We start from the raw sequence: 23,414 nt of genomic DNA, 5'->3' as shown, positions 1-23,414 counted from the left end.
GCCAAATGAACCGGCCGCCGCACTACAACGTGTTCACCGGAATCTTCAGGTAGCGCACGCCATTGGATTCCGACGGCGGCAGCTCGCCGGCTCGGATGTTGACCTGGATCGCGGGCAGGATCAGCGCCGGCATGGCCAGGGTGGCATCGCGCTTCTCGCGCATGGCGACGAAGGCCTCTTCGTCGACGCCGTCGTGCAGATGGATGTTCTTCTCGCGCTGCGCTGCCACCGTGGTCTCCCAGTTCGGTGCGCGCCCGTCGGGCGGATAGTCGTGGCACATGAAAAGACGGGTCTGCGCCGGCAAGGCCAGCAGCTTCTGCACCGAGCGGTACAGCGCCCGGGCGTCGCCGCCCGGAAAGTCGCAGCGCGCACTGCCCACGTCGGGCATGAACAAGGTGTCGCCGACGAAAGCGAGCCGGGTCTCCCCCGCCTCGCTCTCCAGCACGTAGGCCATGTCGGCCGGCGTGTGGCCCGGCACATGCAGGGCCTTCATGCGCAGGCGGCCGACATGGAACACCTCGTCGGGCGCGAACAGGTGGCCGAACTGCGAGCCATCGAGCCGGAATTCGGGTTCGAGGTTGAACACGGTCTTGAACACACCCTGCACGGCGCGGATCGCCCCGCCGATGGCGATGGTGCCGCCGAGTCGCTGACGCAGATAGGGCGCCGCCGACAGGTGGTCGGCATGGGCATGTGTCTCCAGCAGCCACGACAGCTTCAGGCCATGGGCCTGCACGAAGGCGATCACCCGGTCGGCCGACACGGTGGAGGTGCGGCCGGACCCGGGGTCGTAGTCGAGCACCGGGTCGACGACGGCGCATTCGCCACCATCGGCCTCGAACACCACGTAGGTGATGGTCGACGTGTCGTCGTCGAAAAAGGCCTGTACCTGCGCGTCCATGGGATGCATCGCTCCAACATTCTATATTTTGACATTCTATTGATATACATTATGTTTTTCAATAAAGTGTAGGCATGGAATTCGACTCCGTCCTCCCCGCGCCGCCATCCACCGAGGCGATGGCGCAGTTGCATTCGGCCGCCACCGAGGCCTGTTCGCTGCTCAGGGCCATGGCGAACGAGACGCGCCTGCTGCTGCTGTGCCAGCTGATCGGCGGCGAGCGCAACGTCGGCGAGCTGCAGGCGCTCTCCGGCATCGTGCAGCCCTCGCTGTCGCAGCAGCTCGGCGTGCTGCGCGACGAGGGGCTGCTGACCGCGCGCCGCGAGGGCAAGTTCGTCTACTACAGCCTCGCCAGCGCAGAGGTCATGGCAGTGATGCAAACGCTCTACGGCATCTTCTGCGCCGAGCCCGCCCGCACGAAGAAGGCGCCCGCGCGCAGGACCGCGGCGAAGTCGCGATGAGCATCGACTGGCCCCACTTCACGCCGTGGAGCGCCCTGGCCGGCGGCCTGTTGATCGGACTCGCGGCCGCGCTGTTCCTGCTGCTCAACGGCCGCATCGCCGGCATCAGCGGCATCGTCGGGGGCCTGCTGCAACGAGGCGGCGGTCGGGGCTGGCGGCTGGCTTTCGTCGCCGGCTTGCTGGCGGCACCGTGGGTCTGGCAGCTCGCAGGCGCACTGCCGCCGGTCGCCATCGCCGCGAGCACGCCGGTGCTGATCGCGGCCGGGCTGCTGGTCGGCGTCGGTACGCGCTACGCGAGCGGTTGCACCAGCGGCCACGGCGTCTGCGGCCTGTCGCGTGGCTCGCCGCGTTCGCTGGTGGCCACGGCCGCCTTCATGGGCGCGGGCTTCGCAACCGTCTACCTCGTGCGTCACCTGCTGGGAGCCTGAACGATGTTGAATGCAAGCGCAGCGCTGGCCGGACTTCTGTTCGGCCTGGGCCTGATCCTCTCGGGCATGACCGACCCGGCGAAGGTGCTCGGCTTCCTCGATCTTGCGGGCAGCTGGGATCCGTCGCTCGCCCTCGTGATGGGCGGTGCGGTCGCGGTCGGCGCGGGCGCCTTCGCGCTGGCGAAACGGCGCCGCCGGAGTTGGCTTGGGCAAGCGATGCAACTGCCCGCCGCCACCCGCATCGACCGGCGGCTCCTGCTCGGCAGCCTGGCCTTCGGCGCCGGCTGGGGTCTGGCCGGCTTCTGCCCGGGACCGGCGCTCGTGAGCGCGGCCGGCGGCAGTGCGCAGGCGCTGATCTTCGTGGCGGCCATGCTGGCCGGGATGCTCGCATTCAGTCTGGTCGAGGGCCGCCGCCGCAGGCGCTCGAGCGCTACTGGCACGGAACCTGCACCAGACTCCGCGGAGTAGAAGCGTTCACCGTTTCGCCGTGAAGACGCCCAACGACGGTGCGGCTTCTGCGGCGTGTCGGCCGGAAATTGCTCCGAAGGCAGCGCACGCCAGCGCTGCCTCCGGTGTCCTGTTTCCAACCGCCCACGGAGTTTTCATCCATGCAACGTCGTTCTCTTCTGCGCGCCGCCGGCGCCAGCGCCCTCGTCACCGCCGCGCCCTTCGTACGCGCCCAGGGCTCGCTCCAGAAGTTCAAGTTCAACCTCGGCTGGAAGGTCGAGGCTTCCGGTGCCGGCTTCCTGCTCGCGCAGCAGCGCGGCTACTACAAGGATGTGGGTCTCGAGGTGGCGATCGACACCGGCAACGGCTCGGCGTCGGCGATCAGCCTGGTCGGCAGCGGCGCCTACGACTGCGCCTCGGCCGACCTCGCGACGATGATCGAGTTCAACGTGAACAACCCCACTGCCGGGCTCAAGGCCGTCGCGATCCAGTACGACCTGAATCCCAACGCGATCCTGGTGCGCAAGGGCGGCCCGATCGCCAAGCCGGCCGACCTGGCCGGCAAGAGCATCCTGGGCCAGCCCTTCAACGCCTCGCGCAAGCTCTTTCCCGCCTTCGCCAAGGCCCAGGGCTTCGACCCCTCGGGCGTCAAGTGGGAGAACGTCGCGCCCGACATCGGCGACACGCGCTTCGTCAAGGGCGACTTCGACGCCTCGGCCTACTTCTTCTTCACCGGCCTGCTCAACCTCAAGGCCCGCGGCATGGGGCCGGAGCAGATCACCGTGTTCCGCTTTTCCGATCACGGCATGAAGTCCTATGGCAACGGCCTGGTGGCCAACGCGAAGAGCATGCAGGAACAGGGCGATACCATGAAGGCTTTCGTCAAGGCATCGACGCGCGGCTGGATCGAGGCGATCGCCGACCCGAAGGCCGGCGCCGGCGCCATCAAGACGCGCGAGCCGCTCGCCAACGAGGAGATCGAGTTCGAGCGCCTGAAGCTGATCGTCGACGGCACCATGAAGACACCCGACACGCGCAGCAACGGCTGGGGCGCCGCCACGACCGCGCGGCTGCAGGCCACGATCGACGAGACGGTGGGCGCCTTCGGCCTGAAGAGCAGCCCGGCGGTCGCGGACCTCTGGACCGAGCGCTTCCTGCCGCTGGCGGCAGACCGCAAGCTCAAGGCCTGACGAGATACAAGGGCGCGCCGTGGCGATCCCCGTCATCGACCTGCAGCACGCGCTGGCGCCCGGCGGCGCGCGCAGCGCGGAGGCCGCTGCGCAACTGCGCGCCGCCGCCATGGCCTCCGGCTTCTTCTATGTGCGCAACCATGGCGTCGACGCCGAGCTCGTGGCACGCCAGTTCGACGTCGCGCACCGGCTGATGGCGCTTCCGGAGGAGACACGGGAGGCGTTGTCGATGCAGCACTCGCCAACGATGCGCGGCTTCGAGAATATCGGCGCGCAGACGCTCGACGCCGAGGCTCGCCCCGACCTGAAGGAGAGCTTCTATTGCGGGATGGCCTATCCCGACGAACACCCCTACGTGCGAGCCGGCTACCAGACCTACGGCCACAACCAGTGGCCGAGCGAACTGCCCGATGCGCCGGCGCAGTGCGAGCGCTACATCCGCACGATGCTCGCACTCGCGACGCGACTCATGCAGCTCATGGCGCTGTCGCTGGGCCTGCCCGAGGGCTACTTCGACGCGAGCAGCGAAAGCCCGATGCTCACGCTGCGCATGATCCGCTACCCCGCCCATCCGGCCGATGCCGACGAGCGCACCTTCGGCGCCGGCACGCACACCGACTGGGGCGCCGTCACGATCCTTGCGCAGGACGCGCACGGCGGCCTGGAAGTCTGCATGCCCGACGGCAGCTGGGTGCCCGCGACACCCATCGAGGGCTGCTTCGTCGTCAACCTCGGCGACATGGTCCCGCGCTGGACCAACGGCCTCTACCACTCCAACCCGCACCGCGTGCGCAACCTGCATTCGGGCGGCGCGCCGCGCTATTCGATCCCCTTCTTCTACGAGCCCGACTACTTCGCACGCATCGAAGCTGTGCCGGGCACGGTACCAGCCGGCGAGGCGCCGCGCTACGCCCCGTGCACGGCCGGGGAGCACCTGCGCGAGATGTACCGCAAGACCTACGGACTGAAATCCGGCGCGGCGGTTGCATAGCCGGCCATACGGCCGGTTGTTTCCCGCTGCGCCTTCTCCTATGCTGGCGGCCCCCCAACAAGGAGATAAGCAATGATCAAGGTCAGCGTGATGTACCCCCATACGCCCGGAGCGCGATTCGACCACGACTACTACCGCGACAAGCACATGCCGCTGCTCAAGAGCAGGATGGGCGACGCCTGCAAGTCCTACACGATCGACAAAGGGCTGGCCGGCGGGGCACCTGGCGAACCGCCCACCTATGTCGCGTCTTGCCACATCTTCTGCGACTCGGCGGAGGCTTTCCAGACGGCCTTCGGCCCGCACGCCAAGGAGATCCTTGGCGACATCCGGAACTACACCGACCTGAAGCCGGTGATGCAGATCAGCGAGGTGGTGGTGGGCTGATCACACCAGCCGCGTCTCGATCTCCGTCTTGACCTCGGTCATCAGCCGATGCAGCGGGCACTTGCCCGCCACCCGCAGCAGCGAGGCGCGCTGTTCGTCGCTGAGCGGGCCGGTGACGCGCAGGGTGGAGTCGAGCCTGTAGACGCCTTTGCGTTCCTCGCTGTCGTCGCGGTTCACCACGACTTCGATGTCTTCCACCGGAATGCCCTTGTGCTGGGCATAGACCAGCACGGTCAGCGCCTTGCAGGCGGCCAGCGCGGAATCGTAGAGGTCGTGCGGCGAGGGGCCCGCGTCGGTGCCGCCTGCATCGGGCGAGGTGTCGACCGCGATCTCGTGGGCACGAACCTTGAGGATGTGGCGGGTGCCGGTGGTGCCGTCGCGGCGGACCGTGATGCTCATGGAATTTCCTTTGAAGGGTGAGAGATTCGGCCGGCGCCGCCTGTGAATCCAGGCGTTGCCATCGGGCGCCCCTGCTGGTGACAGCGCCCGATGGTAGTCGCTGAGGGCCTGTTAACAGGCCCTACATCTCGAAAGCCTCGACCTGGCGGCCGTCGATGTCGGTGAAGCCGTATTCGCGCGCCAGGTCCGCCACGCGGTGCACCGCGCCGCTCTTGTCCAGCACCTTCGGGTCGCCCGCCAGCGCGGCCACCGCGCGGCCCAGGTAGCGCGGCGACTCGGTACGCGCCAGTGCCGGGCGCTCGGTCCAATGCGCCTCGTCGGTCTTGTGCCCGGTCAGGACGAATTCGGTGCGCATCCAGCCTGGCGACACGGCCAGCGAAGCGACGCCGTGCGGGCGCAGCTCCTGCGCCATGCCGAAGGCCAGGCGGCTCATCGCGGCTTTTGCCAGGTCGTAGAAGAGATTGCCGCGCAGGTAGCGATCGCGGTCCCAGAAGGTGGTGGTCACGATCAGCCCCCGGCCCTGGCCGACCATCATCGGCGCGGCAAAGCGGCTGGCCAGCAGGTGGTTGCGCACGCCGCGGTCGAACATCGAATCCCATTGCGCGAGCGAGTGCTCCCAGAAGGGCGCCTCGAATACGCCGTTGAAGGTCTCGTGGCCGCCCCAGGCGTTGTTCACGAGCAGGTCGAGCGTGCCTTCATCGCGCTGCACCTGTGCGAACAGCTTCGCCACCTCGTCTTCGCGCGTGTGATCGCATCGCACCGCGATGCCGTGGCCGCCGCCTGCCGTGACCTCCTCGGCCGTCGCATCGATGCTGCCCGGCACCGCGGCGAGCCCCGACAGCGCGAGGATGTCTCCGTAGGTGTCGGCGGGTTGCGCCCGCGTGCTGCGCCCGGTGACGTACACCGTGGCCCCGGCGGCGCCCAGCTCGACGGCGATGCCGCGCCCGGCGCCCCGGCTGGCACCCGTCACGATGGCGACGCGTCCCTTCAGTGGCCGGTCCGTGTTCTTGTCCTGCATTCGTTCTCCTTTCGTTGGCTTTAGGGCCTACGGTAGTGCGGACTCAAGCCGCCGTCTTGGAAGAACCCGAAATGCGGTGGCCGAGGAACTCGGTCGGCGTGATGCCGCAGAGCGCCCGGAACTCGTTCACCAAATGCGATTGATCGTAGAAGCCGCCATCGAGCGCGAGCTCCGCCCAGGCCGGCGTCTGCTGTTGGCGAAGCGCGCGCAGGCAGGCGTGAAGCCGCGCCAGCCGGCTCCAGGCGCGCGGCGAAAGTCCCACGTGTTCGTGGAAGAGCTGCTGCAATCGACGCTCGCCGATGCCCAGCGCGGCGGCCACTTCGCGCAGCGGAAGCCGGCCGCCCGAAGCGGCGATGCGCTGCGCCGCATGCATGGCGGCCGAAAGCTGCGGCGATACCTCGCTCGCGAGCAGGCGGCGTTGCAGCGCGGCGCCGAGCAGCGCGACCCGCGCGGCATCGTCGCGCGCCTCGGCGATGCGCTCCAGCAGCTCGGCACCCGCGCCACGCCACAACGCGTCCAGATGCACGGCCGTGCCGCCGATCTCGCCGGCCGGCATGCCCAGCAGGGCCGCCGCCGCGCCGGGGCGCAGCGTGACGCACAGGCCTTCGATCCTGCTGCGCAGGCGCACCATGGCCGGCGCCGTGGATGCGCCTATCGCCTCGACGGGCTCGCCAGCGCCCTCGCTCGCCGACGGCGCATCGCCCAGGTTGAAGATGAGGCGCACCGCGCCGTCGGGCAGCACGCGCTCCAACACCTCGTGCCCCTCGGGAATGGTCTCGCGGCACAGGAGGATGTGCGAAACGTGCCGGCGCAGCGGCGCGGCCACGTCGAAGGACTGCAGCGTGCCGGCGGGAGCGCTCGCTTCCGGCCCGTGCAAGGGGTCGTCGTCGAGGCGGAGATAGAGGCGCTCGCTCATGGGGGTGAATCCATCGGCTCCGCGCGGGCGCGCGGCGAACCGGTCGATCCGGGCAGTTTGTAGCACTTCCGGCACGGGCTGCGGTCGAGAACGCCGTAGACTCGTTCTCCCCAAGGGATGACATCGATGGCCGGCCGCCAAAGCGGCGGCCACCGCCTTCAGGAGCGCTTTGAATGAAGATTCAGCACATCGAGGCGATTCAGCCAAGATGGGCGGAATCACGAACTGCGCAAGGTCTTCGCGCTGGCGAATGCGAACAACACGACGGTCATGGTGCACGCGTTCTACGACGGGCCCGGGCTTCTGGCCGGCATTCACGGCAGCGCAGCGCTGGGCGGCGCCAATGCGTTGGTCGAGTGGCGTTTCTTCGATCTGGAAGCGCAGCTCTGTGGCGACGCCATCGTTCCGAAGAACGGGATGATGGCCGTGCCTCAGGGCCCCGGGCTCGGCATCGAGCCGAGCGCTGAAGTGATCCGCGACTACCGGCTGCATTGACGGCCGGCGGGTGCCACCGGTCGGCAGACAGCAAACCTCAGGCCGCTCGCACCAGCGGCTCGACGCGCATCCCGCGGTGCACCTCCGATTCGCCATGCTTCGCGAGCAGCTGCATCAAGTGCTTGCGGATCAGCATGCCGGGCCGGTCGGACTCCATCGAGTACTCGACACCGCGGCGGCGCGTGTCGACCAGCGCATCAGGGTCGGTCGATTCGAGGATGTCCTTGTCCTCGCGCGTGATCTCCGCGTCGAAGTCGATCAGCATCTGCGCCGCGCAGTCGGCCTCGGTGTCGTTGCGAAACAGCCATTGGCACAGCTGCATGCGACCATCGTCGATGGGCGTGAAGCAGTTGATGATGATGTGTCGGATGCCCGAGGGATATTCGATGTCGAGCCGGCGCGAGAAGGGCAGGAAGTAGGCGTTGCGCATGTGGCGCGTGGTGATCGGGTCGACGACGCCGCTGATGGCGTGGAACTTGGCCGGGTTGGTCGCCTCGATCACGGTCTCGGCATGGAAGCCGCTCTCGTTCTCGACCAGCTCGTACTTGCTCGGCTTCGGACTCGCGGCCACCCCGAACGTCGCGCGGTGCACGAAGCTGAAGTGCGAGTTGTCGAAGGAGTTCTCGAGCGCGCGCATCGGGCTGGTCTGCCACTCTTCGTGGAACTGGAAGATGGTGCGGTAGCCAGGGTCGTCGAACTCGGGAATCTGCGGGATCTCCGCGATGGGGTCTTCCAGCGCGACCCAGGCATAGCCGTAGCGCGCCGTGCAGTGGTAGGCCGTGGTCCGATATTCGGGCGAGATCCTGCGCTCGGCCTCGTACTGCGGGATGCGGATCACCTGGCCGCTGCGGTCGTAGGTCCAGCCGTGGTAGCCGCACTGGATGGCGCCCTGGGCGCAGGCCTTGCCTTCGGCATCGACGCACCAGCCCTTCGACAACCGGGCGGTGCGGTGGCAGCAGCGGTCGCGCAAAGCGGCGGGCTGGCCTTTTGCATCGAGAAAAAGAACGATGTTCTCGCCCAGCAGCGTGAAGGGCCTGGGCCCCTGCTGCAGATCGGCCAGCGGCATGACGGCATGCCAGAACTTGCGGAAAACGGGTTGCTGCGTGACGAGCATGAAAGAACTCCTTCGGTTGCGTGGGAACACATGAAAGAGCAATTTCCCGCCGCGGCTCCCGTCGAAATCAGGACGCCGGACTGAACGCTTCTACTCTGCGCAGATCTCATTGCAAGTTGCGCGCCCGGATTGTCTCGCAGACGCTGGCATGCGTCATGCATTTGTCATACCAAACCATTAAGCATTTCACAGTGCGCGCACCGCCGCAGTGCATCGCACGAGGGCCTGTTAACGCTATTTGCGGGGTCGAAAATGGCGTTAACAGGCCCTAACATCCCAGCATGAGCCCCCTTTCCCTTTCCAGCGAAATCGAACTCGACGAGCGCGACGGCCGCTACCTGCGCAAGGCCATCGTCTGGTCGCATGCAGCACGTCGCCGCGGCAACCGGCCCTTCGGCGCCATCGTGGTGTCGGCCACCGGCGAGGTGCTGGCCGAGGCCTACTGCAACACGGCCGAGACCGGCGACGTCACCGGCCATGCCGAAACCAATGCCGTGCGCGCGCTCGGCGAGCGCGGGCTGTCGCGCGAAGAGCTGGCGGGCGCCACCCTCTATTCGTCCGCCGAACCCTGCGTGATGTGCGCCGGCGCGATCTTCTGGTCCAACATCGGCCGCGTGGTGTTCGGCATCGACGCCGAGCGGCTGCGCATGTTCCGCGGCGAGCGCCCCGAGCAGCGCGATGCCGAGCTCTCGTGCCGCGATGTGTTCCAAGCCTCGTCGCATCCCATCGAATGCATCGGCCCGGCGCTGCTCGACGAAGCCATTGCGGCGCACGTGGGGGCGTGGAAGGACTGAGCCTGCTCTTGCTGTCCAATAGCGCCATGCAAAGCCCGCACGACACAGAACGCCGCCTCAACGAACTGGAGATCAAGGCCAGTTTCACCGAAGACCTGCTGGACCAGTTGAACCTGGCCATCTACAGACAACAGCAGCAGATCGACAGCCTGGCCCTTCAGGTCACACAGCTTCGGCAGCAGAGTCCCGACCCCGGAGCCGGCGCGACGCGCAACCTGCGCGACGAGCTGCCGCCTCACTACTGAAGGCGACGGAGAACCGATGCTGGTCGTATTCGGGGGATTGCCGGGGGTCGGTAAGTCGACCATCGCACGCGAGCTCGTGCGCCGGTGCCAGGCCGCCTACCTGCGGATCGATGCGATCGAGCAGGCCATCAGGGATTCGAAGATGCTGGCCGCGGACATCGGCCCGGCCGGCTACATGGTGGCCTATTCACTCGCCAGATCGAATCTCGAGCTGGGCCGGATGGTGGTCGCCGACTGCGTCAACCCGCTGCCGATCACGCGCGCGGCCTGGCAGTCGGTGGCGCGCGAGGTCGGAGTGGCGCTGGTCGAGGTCGAAGTGATCTGCTCGGACGCGAACGAGCATCGGCGCCGCGTCGAAGGCCGCATCGGCGACATCGACGGACTGGCCCTGCCGACATGGTCGTCGGTGACGAGGCACGACTATGTACCCTGGACCAGGGACCACCTGATCATCGATACCGCACTGCTGAGCCCGCAGCGCGCGGTGGACGCGGTGGTCGACGCGATGGATCGCGTCCGATCCGCATCCCTACACTAGCCCCATGCCATGGCACGCGCGACTAGCCCTCGCCTACAACCTAGAAAACCAGCGCAGCGTCGCCCGCTTTCGCCATGAAGGCCCGCTGCGCATCCTGCAAAGCCTCTACCCCGAGGGCGACGCCGTCTGCCACAACGTGCTGGTGCATCCGCCCGGCGGGCTGGTCGGCGGCGACACACTGGACATCGCGGTGCGCGCCGCGGCGGGCAGCCACGGCCTCATCACCACGCCGGGCGCCACGCGCTTCTACCGCTCCGAAGGCGAGCTGGCGCTGCAGCGCACCGAGCTCACGCTCGAGGCTGGCGCGCGGCTCGAATGGCTGCCGCTCGAAGCCATCTGCTACAGCGGCTGCCGCGCCGAGAATCGGCTGACACTGCGCGCAGCCGAGGGCGCCGAGCTGATCGGCTGGGACGTGACGGCGTTGGGCCTGCCCGGCGCCGGCAAGCCCTTCGAGCTCGGCAGCCTGCAGCAGCACATCGAGGTGCCGGGCGTGTGGCTGGAACGCGGGCGCATCGATGCCGCGGACACGCGCCTGCTGCAAAGCCCAATCGGCCTGGCCGGACACCGCTGCCTCGCCTCGATCTTCTTCGTCGCGGGCTCGCCGATCGCGCGCGCGCGGCGCGACGCGGCGCTCGAGGTCGCGCGCGCGCTGATCGATGCGCACGGCCTGCGCGAGAGCGCCGGCGCGACCAGCCCGCATGCCGAAATCATCGTGCTGCGCGCGCTCGCACCGGTGGTCGAGCCGGCCATGCAGCTGCTGCGGCAGGTGTGGAAGGCATGGCGGGCCGAGCTCTGGCACATGACGGGTACGCCGCCGCGCATCTGGGCGATGTAGGGGCCTCGTCCGACGAGGCGGCGCGGCGGGTCTGCCTAGACTGCCGGGCGATGCAACAACAAAGCACGACCCCGGCCGGCACCGACATCCCGGCCCGCCTCGACCGCCTGCCCTGGTCGCGCTGGCACTGGCGCGTGGTGATCGCGCTCGGCGTGGCCTGGGTGCTCGACGGTCTCGAGGTCACGCTGGTGGGCTCGATCGGCGGCGTGCTGGAGCGGCCCGACACGCTGGGCTTGAGCGCGGCGCAGATCGGCTGGTCGGGCTCGCTCTACGTCGGCGGCGCGGTGATCGGCGCGCTGCTCTTCGGCAGGCTCACCGACCGCCTGGGCCGCAAGAAGCTGTTCCTGATCACGCTGGCGGTCTATGCGCTGGCCACGCTGGCGACCGCCTTCTCGCCCGACTTCGCCTTCTTCGCGCTGTGCCGCTTTCTCACCGGCCTGGGCATCGGCGGCGAGTACGCGGCCATCAATTCGGCCATCGACGAGCTGATCCCGGCGCGCGTGCGCGGGCGCGTGAACCTGGCCATCAACGGCAGCTTCTGGGTCGGCGCGGCGCTCGGCGCCGGGTTGAGCCTGTGGCTGCTCGATCCGGGGGTGCTGGGCCCCGTGTGGGGCTGGCGCGCGGGCTTCGGGCTCGGCGCGCTGCTGGCCGTGGCGATCCTGCTGGTGCGGCGCAACGTGCCCGAGAGCCCGCGCTGGCTGATGGCGCATGGCCGGGCCGAAGAGGCCGAGCTCATCGTTGCGGGCATCGAGGCCGAGATCGTTGCGCAGCAGGGCGCACTGCCTTCGGCTCCCGGCCGGGTGCACTATGGCGACCGCGCGAGCCCCGGCTGGCGCGAGGTCGCGCAGGTGCTGCTCTCGCGCTACCCGCAGCGCAGCATGGTGGCGCTGGCGCTGATGATTTCGCAGGCCTTCTTCTACAACGCGATCTTCTTCACCTACGCGCTGGTGCTGACGCGCTTCCACGGCGTGGCCGAGGGCAAGGTGGCGCTCTACATCTTTCCGTTCGCGCTCGGCAACGTGCTGGGGCCGCTGCTCCTGGGTCCGCTGTTCGACCACGTGGGCCGGCGCCGCATGATCGCGCTGACCTACGTGCTCTCGGGCGTGGGCCTGGCGCTGACCGGCTGGGCCTTCATGCAGGGCTGGCTCGATGCGCGCAGCCAGGCGCTGTGCTGGTCGGCGGTGTTCTTTCTCGCATCGGCCGCGGCCAGCTCGGCCTACCTCACGGTGAGCGAGGTGTTTCCGCTGGAGATGCGCGCGATCGCGATCGCGATCTTCTATGCCGTGGGCACCGGGGCCGGCGGCTTCGTGGCGCCGGTGCTGTTCGGCGCCTTGATCGAAACCGGCAACCGCGGCGCCGTGGCCATCGGCTATGCGATCGGCGCCGCGCTGGTCATCGTGGCCGGACTGCTCGCGCTGCGCTGGGCGGTGGATGCGGAGCGCAGGCCGCTCGAGGACGTGGCGCCGCCGCTCGGATTGCATACGGACGGCGACGCCTCCGCCATCACTCGACAAGAGCGCGCTTGACGTCTTCCTGCAAGCTGCGCAGGTGCTCGCGCATCGCCGCCCTCGCCCGCTCCGGATCCCGGGCGCGCAGCGCGCGGACGATCTCGCCGTGCTCGTCGTGGTTCTCGCGCTGCCGGTGCAGCGGACTGTGCAGGCGGAACAGCCGCGCATTCACGCGCAGTTCCTCCACCAGCCGCGGGAACACCACGTTGCCGCTGGCGGTGGCGATCAGAAGATGGAAGCGGTCGTCGAAGTGCCAGTGCTCGGTTTCGTTGTGCTCGCCGCTGTCGAGTTCCCGGATGTCCGCCTCGAGCGTGTCGATCTCCGCATCCGTGATCTTGCCGACGGCGAGCGCGATGGCCTCGCACTCGATCACCTCGCGCGCGCGCATGCAGTCGAAGTATTCCTTGGTGCCCAGCGCGCGCACGGCATAGGAGCGCGCGTCGCGCCGCACCAGCAGGCCCTCCCCGGCCAGGCGCACCAGCGCTTCGCGCATCGGCGTGCGCGAGATGCGCAGGTCTTCAGCCAGGCGCGCTTCCTGCAGCGGGCTGCCGGCCGAGATCTGGCGGTCAAGTATCAGCGTGCGCAACCGTTCGTAGGCCTGCTCGGCAAGGCTGGCGGAGCGCACCTCGAGCGGTGCGATCGTGATGGTGGCGGGTTGCGCCGGACTGGGGAGGCTTGGCATGCGAGGGGAGGCGATTTCCACGAGGGGACGGGGAAAAGCTTATCAGGCCGGCATTGCGAGGGCCGCTATCCTCACAGCCACTTGTCCAACGGGTTGCCGTCGTTCGGCGCGCGCGGCCGCAGGCAGGGCTGGAAGCGGCCCGAGCCGGCCTCGGCCGAGAACACGCCGTCCTGCCAGACCACGCGCCCGCGCGAAACGGTGACGCCGGGCCAGGCGCGCAGCTTCATCCCTTCGTAGGGCGTGTAGTCGGCCGCGTGATGGAGCATGTCGTTGGAGATCCGCTTCTCCTGTCCCGAGGCGAAGACGTCCCACACCACGAAGTCGGCATCGCTGCCGACCGCGATCGTTCCCTTCTTCGGGTACAGGCCATAGAGGCGCGCCGGGTTGGTGGCGGTGAGTTCGACGAAGCGATGGATGTCGATGCGGCCCGCGAGCACGCCTTCGCTCATCAGCAGCGGCAGGCGCGTCTCCACGCCCGGAATGCCGTTGGGGATGCGGTCGAAGGCAGGCTGGTCGCCGGCCACGCGCTTGCCGTCGGCGCCGTTCATGTTGAAGGGTGCGTGGTCGGACGAGAAGATCGTGAAAAGCCCGCTCGCGAGCCCGTTCCAGATGAACTGCTGATTGGCCTTGTCGCGCGGCGGCGGGCTGCAGATGCAGCGCGCGCCGTGCATCGGGTCGTCGGGATCGATGCCCAGATCCTCGGCGCTCAGGAACAGGTACTGCGGGCAGGTCTCCGCGTGGATCGGCAGGCCGCGCCCGCGCGCCCAGTGGATCTGCTCGACCGCTTCGCGGCCCGACACGTGCACGATCAGGATCGGCGTGTCGACCAGCTCGGCCAGCGCGATGGCCCGGTGCGTGGCCTCGCGCTCCACCGCCATCGGCCGCGAGCTGCCGTGGTAGCGCGGGGCCGTGAGGCCGGCATCGAGCAGCTGCTCGGTGAGCCAGGCGATGCAGTCGCTGTTCTCGGCATGGATCATGGTCATCGCGCCATGCCGGCGCGCGGCCGCGAGCACCTCGATGATCTGCCGGTCGTTCAGCTTCAGATCGTCGTAGGTCATGTAGATCTTGAAGGAGGTGTAGCCCTTCTCGATCAACGCGGGGAGTTCGCGCTGCGTCACGTCCTTGGTGGCGTCGGCGACGATCAGGTGGAAGGCGTAGTCGATCACCGCCTTGCCCTCGGCGCGCCGGTGGTAGTCGTCGACCGCTTCCTGGATGCTGCGCCCCTTCTGCTGGGCCGCGAAGGGCAGCACGGTGGTGGTGCCGCCGCAGGCCGCGGAGCGCGTGCCGGTGAAGAAGTCGTCGGCGAAGCGCGAGCCGTCGCTGGTCGGCTGGTCGAAGTGGCAATGGCCGTCGACGCCGCCGGGCGTGACCAGGCGCCCGGCCGCATCGATCTCGCGCGCGGCGCTGGCGTCTAGCCCTTGCGCGATGGCGCAGATGCGGCCGTCGCGCACGCCGATGTCGGCGCGGTAGCGGTCGCCGACGGTGGCGATGTCGGCGTTGCGAAGGATCAGGTCGTAGCTGCTCATGATGAATCTCCGGCTAGCGCTGCTCGAGCACGACGTCCACAGCCACGACCGGCGCGCTCGCGTTGCCGTAGGCGCGGCCGTAGTGGCGCTCGATGCGGCGCTGCACGAAGTCCCAGGCGGTGGTCATCAGCAGGTAGTAGATGGCGGCGACGAGGAAGAGCTCGAGCACCATGAACTTCTCCTGGATCAGCACCTGCGTGCGGCGCAGCAGCTCCTCCATCGAGATCACCGAGGTGATCGAAGTGGTCTTGAGCAGGCCGTTGATGCTGTTGCCCAGCGTCGGGATGATGAGCCGCATGGCCTGCGGCATGACGATGTAGCGCATGGTCTGCGCGTTGCTGAAACCGACCGCGCGCGCCGCGTTGGTCTGGCCCACCGGCACCGACTGGATGCCGCCGCGAATGATCTCCGCGAGATAGGCCGCTTCGTTGAGGATCAGCCCGAGCAGCGCCGACTCGATCACCGAAAGCTTGAGCCCGAGCTGCGGCAGGCCGGTGTAGATGATGATCAGCTGCACCAGGAGCGGCGTGCCGCGGAACACCCAGATGTAGAAGTGCGCCGGCCCGGCCAGCCAGCGCTGGCTGGAGAGCCTGGCCAAGGCCAGCGCGCATCCGACGACCAGCCCGCCGGCGATCGCGGCGAGCGTGAGCCACAGCGTGGTCACGGCGCCGCTCAGGATGTACGGATTGAACAGGTAGTCGGCGAACCCCGACCAGTTCCAGCCTTGTCCCATGGACTTTCCTTCGTGTACTCAGGGACCGCGGCGCGATCAGCTCGCGGGCCCCTTGACGGTCACGGCGCCGTCGATCGCCTTCACGCCGTACTGGTCGAAGAGCTTCTGGAAGCTGCCGTCGGCCTTCATGTCGTTGAGCGCCTTGGCCATCGCGACCGCAAGTTCCTTGTTGCGCGTGGCCAGCGCCACCGGCGTCGGGAACAGGCCGTTGAGCACGCGGTCGAAATCGCCGCGCTTCTGGTACTCGGCGCCGGTGGAGTCGATCGACAGCGCCACCTCGACCTGGCCCGCGCGCAGCGCCTGGAAGGCCATCGCGAAGTTCTCGAAGGTGCGGATGGTCATGCCCTTCATGCCCTTGTCGGTGAGCTGCTTGTCGAGCTCGCGCGCCTTGCGCTCCTCGAAGCCGCCGATCTCCACGCCGATGCTCTTGCCGGAGAGGTCGTCGGGCTTGGCAATCTTCAGCGGGTTGCCCTTGGCCGTGCTGATGCTGATGGCCTGGTCTTCGTACTGCAGCATCTGCATCAGCTTGGCGCGCTCCTCGGTGTAGAAGATGCCGGTGTTGATGACGTCCCAGCGGCCGGCCTGCAGGCCCGGGATCATGGCCGAGAACTCGATGCGTACGTATTCGGGCGTAAGGCACAGGCGCTTGGCGATGGCTTCGCCGAGCTCCACGCGCATGCCCTTGAGCGCGCCGGACTGGTCGACGAACTGCATCGGCGGCAGCGTCGGGTTGACCGACATCACCAGCGTGCCTTTCTTGACCAGCGCCGAGTCGGGCACCGGCGACTTGCAGGCCTGGGCCTGGGCTTGAACCCCGCCCATGCCGAAGACGAAGAGAGCCGTTGCCGATGCGAGAGCGGGAAGCAATTTCATGATGGATTCCTTCAGGAGATGGACGAGACGAGAAAGGGGAACCGGGGCGGCAAAGGCGCTCAGGCGCGGATCGAGTCGAGCAGGCCGAGCTGGTCGAGCGCGCGCCGCAGGTCGACCGCGTCGGCCTCGGGCAGCGGCAGGCGCGGCGCGCGGGGCTTGCCGACCGGCAGGCCCATCATCGAGAGGCCGTCCTTGGAGGCGGCGACGTAGCGGTGGCCACCGACCCAGCGCACGATCGGCAGCATCTTCTTGTAGAGCGCAAGCGCGGCAGGCATGTCGCTCTCGTCGGCGACCAGCTCGAACAGGCGCGCCGACATCTTCGGGATCAGGTTGGAGCACACCGCCACCCAACCCTGCGCGCCAAGCCAGAAGGACTCGTAGCCGAGGATGCCGGCGAACACCGTCATGCGGTCGCCGCAGAGTTCGATGATGTCGCGCACGCGCGTGACCTCGAGCGTCGACTCCTTGATGTACTTGCAGTTGTCGATGCGCGAGAGCCGCGCCACCAACTCGGGCTTGAGGTCGACGTTGGCCGTGGCCGGATTGTTGTAGACCATGATCGGAATGCCGATCGCCTCGCCCACCTTGCGGTAGTGCGCGAACAGCTCGTCGTCGGTGGGCGTGCTGTAGAAGGGCGGAATGATCATGACGCCGTCGGCGCCCATGGTCTCGGCCTCGCGGCTCAGCCGCACGCACTCGTCGGTCCACTCCGCGCCGGTGCCGATCAGCACGGGCACGCGTTTTGCTGCCGTGCTCACGCAGGTTTCGATCACCAACTGCCGCTCTTCGGCCGTCAGCGACAGGAATTCGCCGGTGCTTCCCAAGGGGATGAGCCCATGGATGCCCTCCTCGATCTGCCAGTCGACCAGCTTCTTCAGTGCCGGCACGTCCACGTGCTTGCCGTCGGCGGTCATGGGGGTGATGAGCACCGTATAGGTGCCTCGGAACGCTGTCATTGCTCGGTCCTCGGTGAAAATCGAATGACGAAGTATATGTATACGTGTAGTATACGTATACATTGAATCGCGTCAATGCGGTTTTTTGCTTCGATCTGCAATGAGCGCCAGACTGACCCACCCCTCCATCACCGCCAGCGGGCGCCCCGTGCGCTTTTGGTACGACGGCCGGCCCATCGACGGCCTGGAGGGCGAAACGATCGCCGCCGCCCTGGCCGCCGGCGGCATCCGGCAGCTGCGCCATACCCGCGGCGGCGAGCGCCGCGGCCTGTACTGCGGCATGGGCGCCTGCTTCGATTGCCTGGTGACGGTGGATGGCCAAGCCAGCCAGCGCGCCTGCCTCACCAAGGTGGCCGAGGGCCAGCAGGTGCGCTCCGCCATGCCGGCGGGAACGCCGGCGGATCCGCTGCGCCCGCTCGCGCCCGAAGCAGCCCCCGAGCCGGCAAGCCGGCAGGTCGACCTGCTGGTGATCGGCGCCGGGCCGGCGGGCCTGTCGGCGGCGCTCGCGGCGCGGCGGGCCGGGGCCGAGGTGCTGGTGCTCGACGAGCGCCTTCAGTCAGGCGGCCAGTTCTACAAGCCGCTGGCGCCGTCCCACCAGGCGGCCGCGCCGCCCGATCGCCAGTTCGCGCAAGGCCTCGCGCTCGAACAGCAGGTGCGCGCCGCCGGCGTCACGGTGCAGCAAGGCGCGCAGGTATGGGCGGCGTTCTCGCCGCAGCAGGTCGGCGCGCTGATCGACGGGCACGCGACCGTCATCGGCTGCAGGCAGCTCGTGATCGCACCCGGCGCCTACGAGCGCCCGGTGCCTTTTCCCGGCTGGGCGCTGCCGGGCGTGATGAGCACCGGCGCCGCCCAGACGCTGGCGCGGGCCTACCGCGTGGCGCCGGGCCAGCGGGTGGTGATTGCGGGCAACGGGCCGCTCAACCTGCAGCTGGCCGCGGAGTTGCTGGCCGGCGGCGCCGAGGTCGTCGCGGTGCTCGAATCGGCCATGCGCCCTTCCCTGGCCCAATGGCGGCAACTGTGGACGGCCGCGCGCACCGCACCCGATCTGCTGCGCGATGGCTGGCGCTACATGCGACAACTGCGCGCCCATCGCGTTCCATTGTTGTGGGGCCACGCGGTGGTCTCAGCCGAAGGCGAGGACGAACTGCGCGCCGTGCAGGCCGCGGCGATCGACGGGCAATCGGCGACGCTGCGCTTCGAGGCCGACACGCTGTGCCTGGGCTACGGCTTCATTCCCTCCACCGAGCTCGCACGCATGCTGGGCTGCGAACACCGCGCGGTGGATCGCCATCTCGGCTACCTCGCCACGGTGACGCGCGAAGACGGCGCCACCAGCCTGCCCGGCGTGTTCGTCGTGGGCGACGGCGCCGACATGGGCGGCTCACGCGTCGCTCTGGCACGCGGCACCCTGGCCGGCACGGCGGCAGCACGCAACCTCAACCTGCCCGCGCCTGAGCCGCGCAAGGAGCTCGGCCAATTGCGGAAGGCCGAGCGCTTCCAGCAGGCGCTGTGGTCGCTCTACCAGGCACCACCGGTCTCGCTGTCCACGACACCCGACGACACGCTGCTGTGCCGCTGCGAGGAAATCACTTTCGGCTCGGTGCGCGAACAAATCCGCGCCGGCCGCGACACACTGGCCGCACTCAAGCGCAACACGCGCCTGGGCATGGGCCGCTGCCAGGGCCGCTACTGCGCAGTGACCGCCGCGAAGCTCGTGAGCGAGCTGACGGGGCGGCCGCCCGAGGTCGAGCAGTACTTCGCGCCACGCCCGCCGGCCAAGCCGGTGCCGGCCGGTGCGCTGGGCTTCGAGAAGCCCGAATGGGGCGGCCATAAGCCTGCCATCACCCCCAACCTCGCCCGGCCCGTGGAGCACGCGCCATTCGCGCCGCTGCACACCGAGGTGCTGGTGATCGGCGCCGGCGTGCTCGGATCGTGCCTCGGCTACTACCTGTCGAAGGCCGGCCGGGACGTGACGGTGGTGGAGCGCGACGACATCAACCTGCAGGCCTCCGGCGCCAACGCGGGCAGCCTGCACGTGCAGCTGCTGTCCTTCGACTTCGGCGCCAAGGCACAGGAAGGCGGCGGCCCGGCCGCGGCCACGTTGCCGCTCGGGCCGATGTCGGTGCGCCTCTGGCAGCAGATCGAGGCCGACTGCGGCGAGGACCTCGAGATCAAGATCACCGGCGGCCTGATGGTGGCCGACAGCGTGGCCGGCATGCGCTTCATCGACGCCAAGGCCGCGCTGGAGCGCAGCCATGGCATCGATGCGCAGGTGATCGACGGCGCCGAACTGCGGCGGCTCTCGCCCGCGCTTTCGGAACAGCTGCTGGGTGCGGAACTGTGCCCGATGGAAGGCAAGATCAACCCGCTGCGCGCGACCTATGCGGTGGCGACGCGCGCGCAACAGCAAGGCGCGCGCATGCTGCGCGGCTGCAACGTGCAGGACATCGAGCGGCTGCCCGGCGATGGCGCCGGCTTCACGGTCCACACCTCGCGCGGCACCATTCATGCGGGCCGCATCGTCAACGCGAGCGGCGCCTGGTCGAGCACCGTCGGCGACATGCTGGGCGTGAAGATCCCCGTCAAGGGCGCGCCGCTGCAGATGATCGTCACCGAGCCGGCGCCGCCGCTGGTGGACCACCTGATCGCGCATGCCGACCGGCACCTGAGCCTCAAGCAGGCGGCCAGCGGCGGACTCATCATCGGCGGCGGCTGGACCGCTGCCTTCCACGAAGGCATGCGCCTGAACCGCGCCGAGCGCGCCAGCATCGAGGGCAGCCTGTGGGTGGCGCGCCGGGTGCTGCCCGCCGTGAGCGGTCTGCACATGGTGCGCTGCTGGGCCGGCATGAACGTCAACATCGACGGCGCGCCGATCCTCGGCGAGGTGCCCGGCGTGCCCGGCTTCTACAACGCCGTCAGCTCCAACGGCTACACGCTGGCGCCCGTCGTTGCGCGCCTCGTCACCGAGCTGATCGTGCACGGCCGCACCGAGATCGACATCACCCCGTTTCGCATCGACCGTTTTCTCTGACCTCCCCACCATGACCGACTCTTCTTCCGCGCGCGACACACTGCGCCAGTTCATCGACACGCATTTCGACGGGCAGGTGCGCACGCTCGCGCAACTGGTGCAATGCCCTTCCGACAATCCGCCCGGCGACTGCGCGCCGCATGCGGAGCTCACGGCCCGCCTGCTCGAGGCCATGGATTTCGAGGTCGAAAGGCATACGGTGCCGGCCGAATTCGCAGCGGCGCACGGCATGCGAAGCATCACCAACCTGATCGTGCGCGAACGCTTCGGCGACGGTCCCGTGGTGGCGCTCAACGCCCACGGCGACGTCGTGCCGCCGGGCTCGGGCTGGAGCGTCGACCCTTATGGCGGCGAAGTGCGGGACGGCTGGCTCTACGGCCGCGGTGCAGCGGTATCGAAGTCCGACTTCACGACCTATGCCTTTGCCCTGCGCGCGCTGAAGCAGCTGCACGCATCCGGCATGCCGCTGGCCGGCACGGTCGAACTGCACTTCACCTACGACGAGGAAACCGGCGGCATGACCGGGCCGGGCTGGATTCTTTCGCAAGGCCTGAGTCGTCCCGACTACGTGCTCTCGGCAGCCTTCTCGCACCACGTGGTGGTGGCCCACAACGGCTGCCTGCACCTCGAGGTGACGGTGCGCGGCAAGTCGGCCCATGCCGCGCGCCCCGACACCGGCCACGATGCCATCGAGGCCGCGGCGACGCTCCTGCCCGCGCTCTACCGCTACCGCGATGCACTCGCCGGCCGGCCTTCGCAAACACCCGGCATCACGCATCCGACGATGGTGGTCGGCCTCATCGACGGCGGCATCAACACCAACGTGGTCGCCGACACGCTGAGCTTGCGAATCGACCGGCGCATCGTTCCGGAGGAAGTGCCCGAAGCCGCGGAGGCCGAGCTGCGCAGCGTGATCGAGGACGCCTGCCGCGCGCTGCCGGGCATCTCGGTCGAGATCAGGCAGATCCTGCTGGCCCGGCCGTTCGCACCGGCGCCCGGCGCCCAGGCGCTGGCCGATCTCGTGTGCCGCGAGGCCGCCGCCGTGATGGGCAAGCCGGTGACGCCGATCGGCGTGCCGCTCTATACCGATGCGCGCCTCTACAGCGAGGCCGGCATCCCCACCGTGATGTACGGCGCCGGCCCGCAGACGCTGCTCGAAGCCAACGGCCACCGCGCCGACGAGCGCGTTCCGCTGGACGAACTGCACAAGGCGACGCTGGTGGTCGCCAACACCCTGCTGCGGCTGCTGGCCCCCTGAATTTCAGTGCTGCGTGGTCGGCCGCCCGGCCTCCACCCAGGCTTCGAGTCCGCCGGCCAGCGGCCGCGCGCGCACGAAGCCGCGCGCCATCAAGGCCTGCGCGGCCAACGCGGCCGACACCTCGTTGGGGCAGCTGCAGTACAGGATGATCTCGCGCCCCCTGTCCTCGAAGGGCAGGTCCGCTCGCCGCTGCTGCAGCGCCTTCAGCGGGATCGGCAGCGCGCCCGGGATGCGTCGCGGATCGACCTGGATGCCGGCCTCGCCGCGCACGTCGACCACGATCGGCGGCGCCTCGCCTTCCATCAGGGCAAACAGTTCGTCGATGGTGGCGCGCGGCATGCTGGTGATGCGCAGCATGGCGCGACGGCGCCACCAGCGCAGCGCCAGCATGGCGGCCAGCACGATCACCAGCGCCGCGGTCGCGACGCTGCCGGCATTGGCCAGGGCATCGAGCACCGCCTGGATCTGCTCGCGAAACAGCCAGCCCAGGCCCAGGAACACGCCGGCCCACAGCAGCGCGGCCGCCGTCTCGAAGGCGAGGAAGCGCGGCGTCGACATGCCCAGCGCACCCGCCATCGGCGGCGCCACCACCGAGACGCCGGGCACGAACTTGGCAGCCACCAGCGACATGCCACCCCAGCGGCCGATCAGCGTTTCGCTGCGCCGCACGCAGGAGTCCGGCGAGATCGAGATCTTGCAGAGCAGGCGCATGAAGCGGTAGCCGTAGGTGCGGCCGGTATAGAACCAGACGCCGTCGCCCAGCACGTTGGCGAGCACCGCGGCCAGCACCATGGTTGCGAGGAGGGCCGGCTCCGCCACGGCCGCCAATCCGCCGGCCACCACCAGCACCGGCGCTGCCGGCACCGGCAGCCCGACGCGGGCCGCGAAGCTCACGAGGAACACCACGGCGATCGCGTGGTCGACCATCAGAGCTATCAATTCCTGCATGCCCGGAGCGTACCGCCAACGGGCGCGGCCGGCCCGCGGGCGCACTCAGATCGCGACCAGCTGGCGCACACCCTGCGCTTCCATGTCCTTGCCGAGACCGCGCGCGATCACTTCGCCGCGCTCCATCACGAGGTAGTCGTCGGCCAGGTCCTGCGCGAAGTCGTAGTACTGCTCGCACAGCACGATGGCCATGTCGCCGCGCTCGGCCAGCATGCGGATCACGCGGCCGATGTCCTTGATGATGCTGGGCTGGATGCCTTCGGTCGGCTCATCGAGGATCAGGAGCTTCGGGTTGGGCGCGAGCGCGCGCGCGATCGCGAGCTGCTGCTGCTGCCCGCCCGAGAGATCGCCGCCGCGGCGGTTGAGCATCTGCTTGAGCACCGGGAAGACTTCGTAGAGTTCGGGCGGCACCGGCGTCGAGCCCGGCCTGTAGGCCAGGCCCATGCGCAGGTTCTCCTCGACCGTGAGCCGCGCGAAGATCTCGCGGCCCTGCGGCACGAAGCCCATGCCGGCACGGGCGCGGTCGTAGGGCGTCTTCTTGTGGATAGGCGCGCCGTCGAACTCGATGCTGCCGCTCTTGATCGGGACCAGGCCCATCAGCGACTTGAGCAGCGTGGTCTTGCCGACGCCGTTGCGGCCGAGCAGCACGGTGACCTTGCCAGCGTGGGCTTCGAAGCTCACATCGCGAAGGATGTGGGAGCCGCCGTAGTACTGGTGGATATTCTTGACTGAAAGCATGG

26 protein-coding genes are annotated in these 23,414 nt (G+C 68.8%); 14 read left to right on the top strand and 12 right to left on the bottom strand.

Annotation, left to right across the window (positions count from 1 at the left end):
* Window positions 1-22: 22 nt before the first annotated feature.
* Window positions 23-901 carry an MBL fold metallo-hydrolase gene (locus BLS74_RS30475; protein ID WP_093111227.1) on the bottom strand — a complete coding sequence of 293 codons (879 nt, stop codon included), beginning with the start codon at window positions 899-901 and terminating at the stop codon, window positions 23-25.
* 74 nt (window positions 902-975) lie between these two features.
* Between BLS74_RS30475 and BLS74_RS30470 the strand changes: the two genes are divergently transcribed.
* From BLS74_RS30470 to BLS74_RS30445, 6 genes are all read left to right on the top strand, one after another.
* Complete coding sequence (locus BLS74_RS30470) at window positions 976-1,362, top strand: ArsR/SmtB family transcription factor (RefSeq protein ID WP_093111225.1); 387 nt, start codon at window positions 976-978, stop codon at window positions 1,360-1,362.
* Window positions 1,359-1,790, top strand: coding sequence for a YeeE/YedE family protein (locus BLS74_RS30465; RefSeq protein WP_093111223.1), 432 nt, complete (start codon window positions 1,359-1,361; stop codon window positions 1,788-1,790). Before BLS74_RS30470 ends, BLS74_RS30465 begins: the two co-directional genes overlap by 4 nt.
* A 3-nt stretch (window positions 1,791-1,793) precedes the next feature.
* Window positions 1,794-2,258 (top strand): YeeE/YedE family protein, encoded by a 465-nt coding sequence (locus BLS74_RS30460; protein ID WP_093111221.1) that lies wholly within the window; start codon window positions 1,794-1,796, stop codon window positions 2,256-2,258.
* Window positions 2,259-2,398: 140 nt separating this feature from the next.
* On the top strand, window positions 2,399-3,427 hold the full coding sequence (locus BLS74_RS30455; protein ID WP_093111219.1) for an ABC transporter substrate-binding protein: 1,029 nt from the start codon (window positions 2,399-2,401) through the stop codon (window positions 3,425-3,427).
* Between the two features lie 19 nt (window positions 3,428-3,446).
* Window positions 3,447-4,418, top strand: a complete 972-nt coding sequence (locus BLS74_RS30450) for an isopenicillin N synthase family dioxygenase (protein WP_093111218.1) — start codon at window positions 3,447-3,449, stop codon at window positions 4,416-4,418.
* Window positions 4,419-4,490: 72 nt separating this feature from the next.
* On the top strand, window positions 4,491-4,805 hold the full coding sequence (locus BLS74_RS30445) for an EthD family reductase (RefSeq protein WP_093111216.1): 315 nt from the start codon (window positions 4,491-4,493) through the stop codon (window positions 4,803-4,805).
* Here the strand turns inward: BLS74_RS30445 and BLS74_RS30440 are convergent, their stop codons facing one another.
* From BLS74_RS30440 to BLS74_RS30430, 3 genes are all read right to left on the bottom strand, one after another.
* Window positions 4,806-5,204 (bottom strand): OsmC family protein, encoded by a 399-nt coding sequence (locus BLS74_RS30440; protein WP_093111214.1) that lies wholly within the window; start codon window positions 5,202-5,204, stop codon window positions 4,806-4,808.
* Window positions 5,205-5,325: 121 nt separating this feature from the next.
* Window positions 5,326-6,222, bottom strand: a complete 897-nt coding sequence (locus BLS74_RS30435) for an SDR family NAD(P)-dependent oxidoreductase (protein WP_093111212.1) — start codon at window positions 6,220-6,222, stop codon at window positions 5,326-5,328.
* Window positions 6,223-6,265: 43 nt separating this feature from the next.
* Entirely contained in the window at window positions 6,266-7,138 is an 873-nt protein-coding gene (locus tag BLS74_RS30430; RefSeq protein ID WP_093111210.1) for a helix-turn-helix domain-containing protein, read from the bottom strand.
* Between the two features lie 270 nt (window positions 7,139-7,408).
* Between BLS74_RS30430 and BLS74_RS30425 the strand changes: the two genes are divergently transcribed.
* Window positions 7,409-7,633 carry an enolase C-terminal domain-like protein gene (locus tag BLS74_RS30425; RefSeq protein ID WP_244504090.1) on the top strand — a complete coding sequence of 75 codons (225 nt, stop codon included), beginning with the start codon at window positions 7,409-7,411 and terminating at the stop codon, window positions 7,631-7,633.
* A gap of 37 nt (window positions 7,634-7,670) precedes the next feature.
* Here BLS74_RS30425 and BLS74_RS30420 read toward each other — a convergent pair whose 3' ends face one another.
* Window positions 7,671-8,747, bottom strand: coding sequence for an aromatic ring-hydroxylating dioxygenase subunit alpha (locus tag BLS74_RS30420; protein ID WP_093111208.1), 1,077 nt, complete (start codon window positions 8,745-8,747; stop codon window positions 7,671-7,673).
* A 281-nt stretch (window positions 8,748-9,028) separates the two neighbouring features.
* Between BLS74_RS30420 and BLS74_RS30415 the strand changes: the two genes are divergently transcribed.
* From BLS74_RS30415 to BLS74_RS30395, 5 genes are read left to right on the top strand one after another with little or no spacing between them, the layout of a single operon-like run.
* Window positions 9,029-9,541, top strand: a complete 513-nt coding sequence (locus BLS74_RS30415; protein ID WP_093111206.1) for a nucleoside deaminase — start codon at window positions 9,029-9,031, stop codon at window positions 9,539-9,541.
* Between the two features lie 26 nt (window positions 9,542-9,567).
* Window positions 9,568-9,786 (top strand): SlyX family protein, encoded by a 219-nt coding sequence (locus tag BLS74_RS30410; RefSeq protein WP_093111204.1) that lies wholly within the window; start codon window positions 9,568-9,570, stop codon window positions 9,784-9,786.
* Window positions 9,787-9,802: 16 nt separating this feature from the next.
* Window positions 9,803-10,324: a P-loop nucleotide/nucleoside kinase family protein gene (locus BLS74_RS30405; protein ID WP_093111202.1), complete on the top strand. Its 522-nt coding sequence runs from the start codon at window positions 9,803-9,805 to the stop codon at window positions 10,322-10,324.
* A 4-nt stretch (window positions 10,325-10,328) separates the two neighbouring features.
* Window positions 10,329-11,159, top strand: a complete 831-nt coding sequence (locus BLS74_RS30400; protein WP_093111200.1) for an urease accessory protein UreD — start codon at window positions 10,329-10,331, stop codon at window positions 11,157-11,159.
* A 50-nt stretch (window positions 11,160-11,209) separates the two neighbouring features.
* Complete coding sequence (locus BLS74_RS30395) at window positions 11,210-12,685, top strand: MFS transporter (protein ID WP_093111198.1); 1,476 nt, start codon at window positions 11,210-11,212, stop codon at window positions 12,683-12,685.
* On the opposite strand, the gene BLS74_RS30390 is transcribed toward BLS74_RS30395, so the two are convergent.
* The 5 genes from BLS74_RS30390 to BLS74_RS30370 all read right to left on the bottom strand — a co-directional run bounded on the left by BLS74_RS30390 (window position 12,663) and on the right by BLS74_RS30370 (window position 17,437).
* Complete coding sequence (locus BLS74_RS30390; RefSeq protein WP_093111196.1) at window positions 12,663-13,349, bottom strand: GntR family transcriptional regulator; 687 nt, start codon at window positions 13,347-13,349, stop codon at window positions 12,663-12,665. The two genes, BLS74_RS30395 and BLS74_RS30390, sit on opposite strands and share 23 nt — an antisense overlap.
* A 71-nt stretch (window positions 13,350-13,420) precedes the next feature.
* The gene (gene hydA, locus BLS74_RS30385; RefSeq protein WP_093111194.1) at window positions 13,421-14,875 is read right to left on the bottom strand and encodes a dihydropyrimidinase; all 1,455 of its coding nucleotides are present in this window, start codon (window positions 14,873-14,875) and stop codon (window positions 13,421-13,423) included.
* Window positions 14,876-14,888: 13 nt separating this feature from the next.
* Entirely contained in the window at window positions 14,889-15,608 is a 720-nt protein-coding gene (locus BLS74_RS30380; protein ID WP_093111192.1) for an amino acid ABC transporter permease, read from the bottom strand.
* A 36-nt stretch (window positions 15,609-15,644) separates the two neighbouring features.
* Window positions 15,645-16,481 carry an ABC transporter substrate-binding protein gene (locus BLS74_RS30375; protein WP_093111190.1) on the bottom strand — a complete coding sequence of 279 codons (837 nt, stop codon included), beginning with the start codon at window positions 16,479-16,481 and terminating at the stop codon, window positions 15,645-15,647.
* Window positions 16,482-16,540: 59 nt separating this feature from the next.
* A complete protein-coding gene (locus tag BLS74_RS30370; RefSeq protein WP_093111188.1) occupies window positions 16,541-17,437 on the bottom strand; it encodes a dihydrodipicolinate synthase family protein in 897 nt (298 codons plus the stop codon).
* Window positions 17,438-17,537: 100 nt separating this feature from the next.
* Between BLS74_RS30370 and BLS74_RS30365 the strand changes: the two genes are divergently transcribed.
* Together BLS74_RS30365 and BLS74_RS30360 are read left to right on the top strand one after the other, a co-directional pair.
* On the top strand, window positions 17,538-20,468 hold the full coding sequence (locus BLS74_RS30365; protein ID WP_093111186.1) for an FAD-dependent oxidoreductase: 2,931 nt from the start codon (window positions 17,538-17,540) through the stop codon (window positions 20,466-20,468).
* A gap of 10 nt (window positions 20,469-20,478) precedes the next feature.
* Window positions 20,479-21,726: a M20/M25/M40 family metallo-hydrolase gene (locus BLS74_RS30360; protein ID WP_093111184.1), complete on the top strand. Its 1,248-nt coding sequence runs from the start codon at window positions 20,479-20,481 to the stop codon at window positions 21,724-21,726.
* A gap of 3 nt (window positions 21,727-21,729) precedes the next feature.
* Here the strand turns inward: BLS74_RS30360 and BLS74_RS30355 are convergent, their stop codons facing one another.
* Entirely contained in the window at window positions 21,730-22,653 is a 924-nt protein-coding gene (locus tag BLS74_RS30355; RefSeq protein WP_244504089.1) for a rhodanese-like domain-containing protein, read from the bottom strand.
* Window positions 22,654-22,719: 66 nt separating this feature from the next.
* Window positions 22,720-23,412: an urea ABC transporter ATP-binding subunit UrtE gene (gene urtE / locus BLS74_RS30350; protein ID WP_093111180.1), complete on the bottom strand. Its 693-nt coding sequence runs from the start codon at window positions 23,410-23,412 to the stop codon at window positions 22,720-22,722.
* Between the last annotated feature and the right edge of the window lie 2 nt (window positions 23,413-23,414).

Origin of the sequence: Variovorax sp. CF079, assembly GCF_900101545.1 — a bacterium.
Taxonomy (GTDB): Bacteria; Pseudomonadota; Gammaproteobacteria; order Burkholderiales; family Burkholderiaceae_C; genus Variovorax.
The sequence above is the reverse complement of the archived record's forward strand: the minus strand, read 5'-3'. Positions and strand labels throughout refer to the sequence as shown.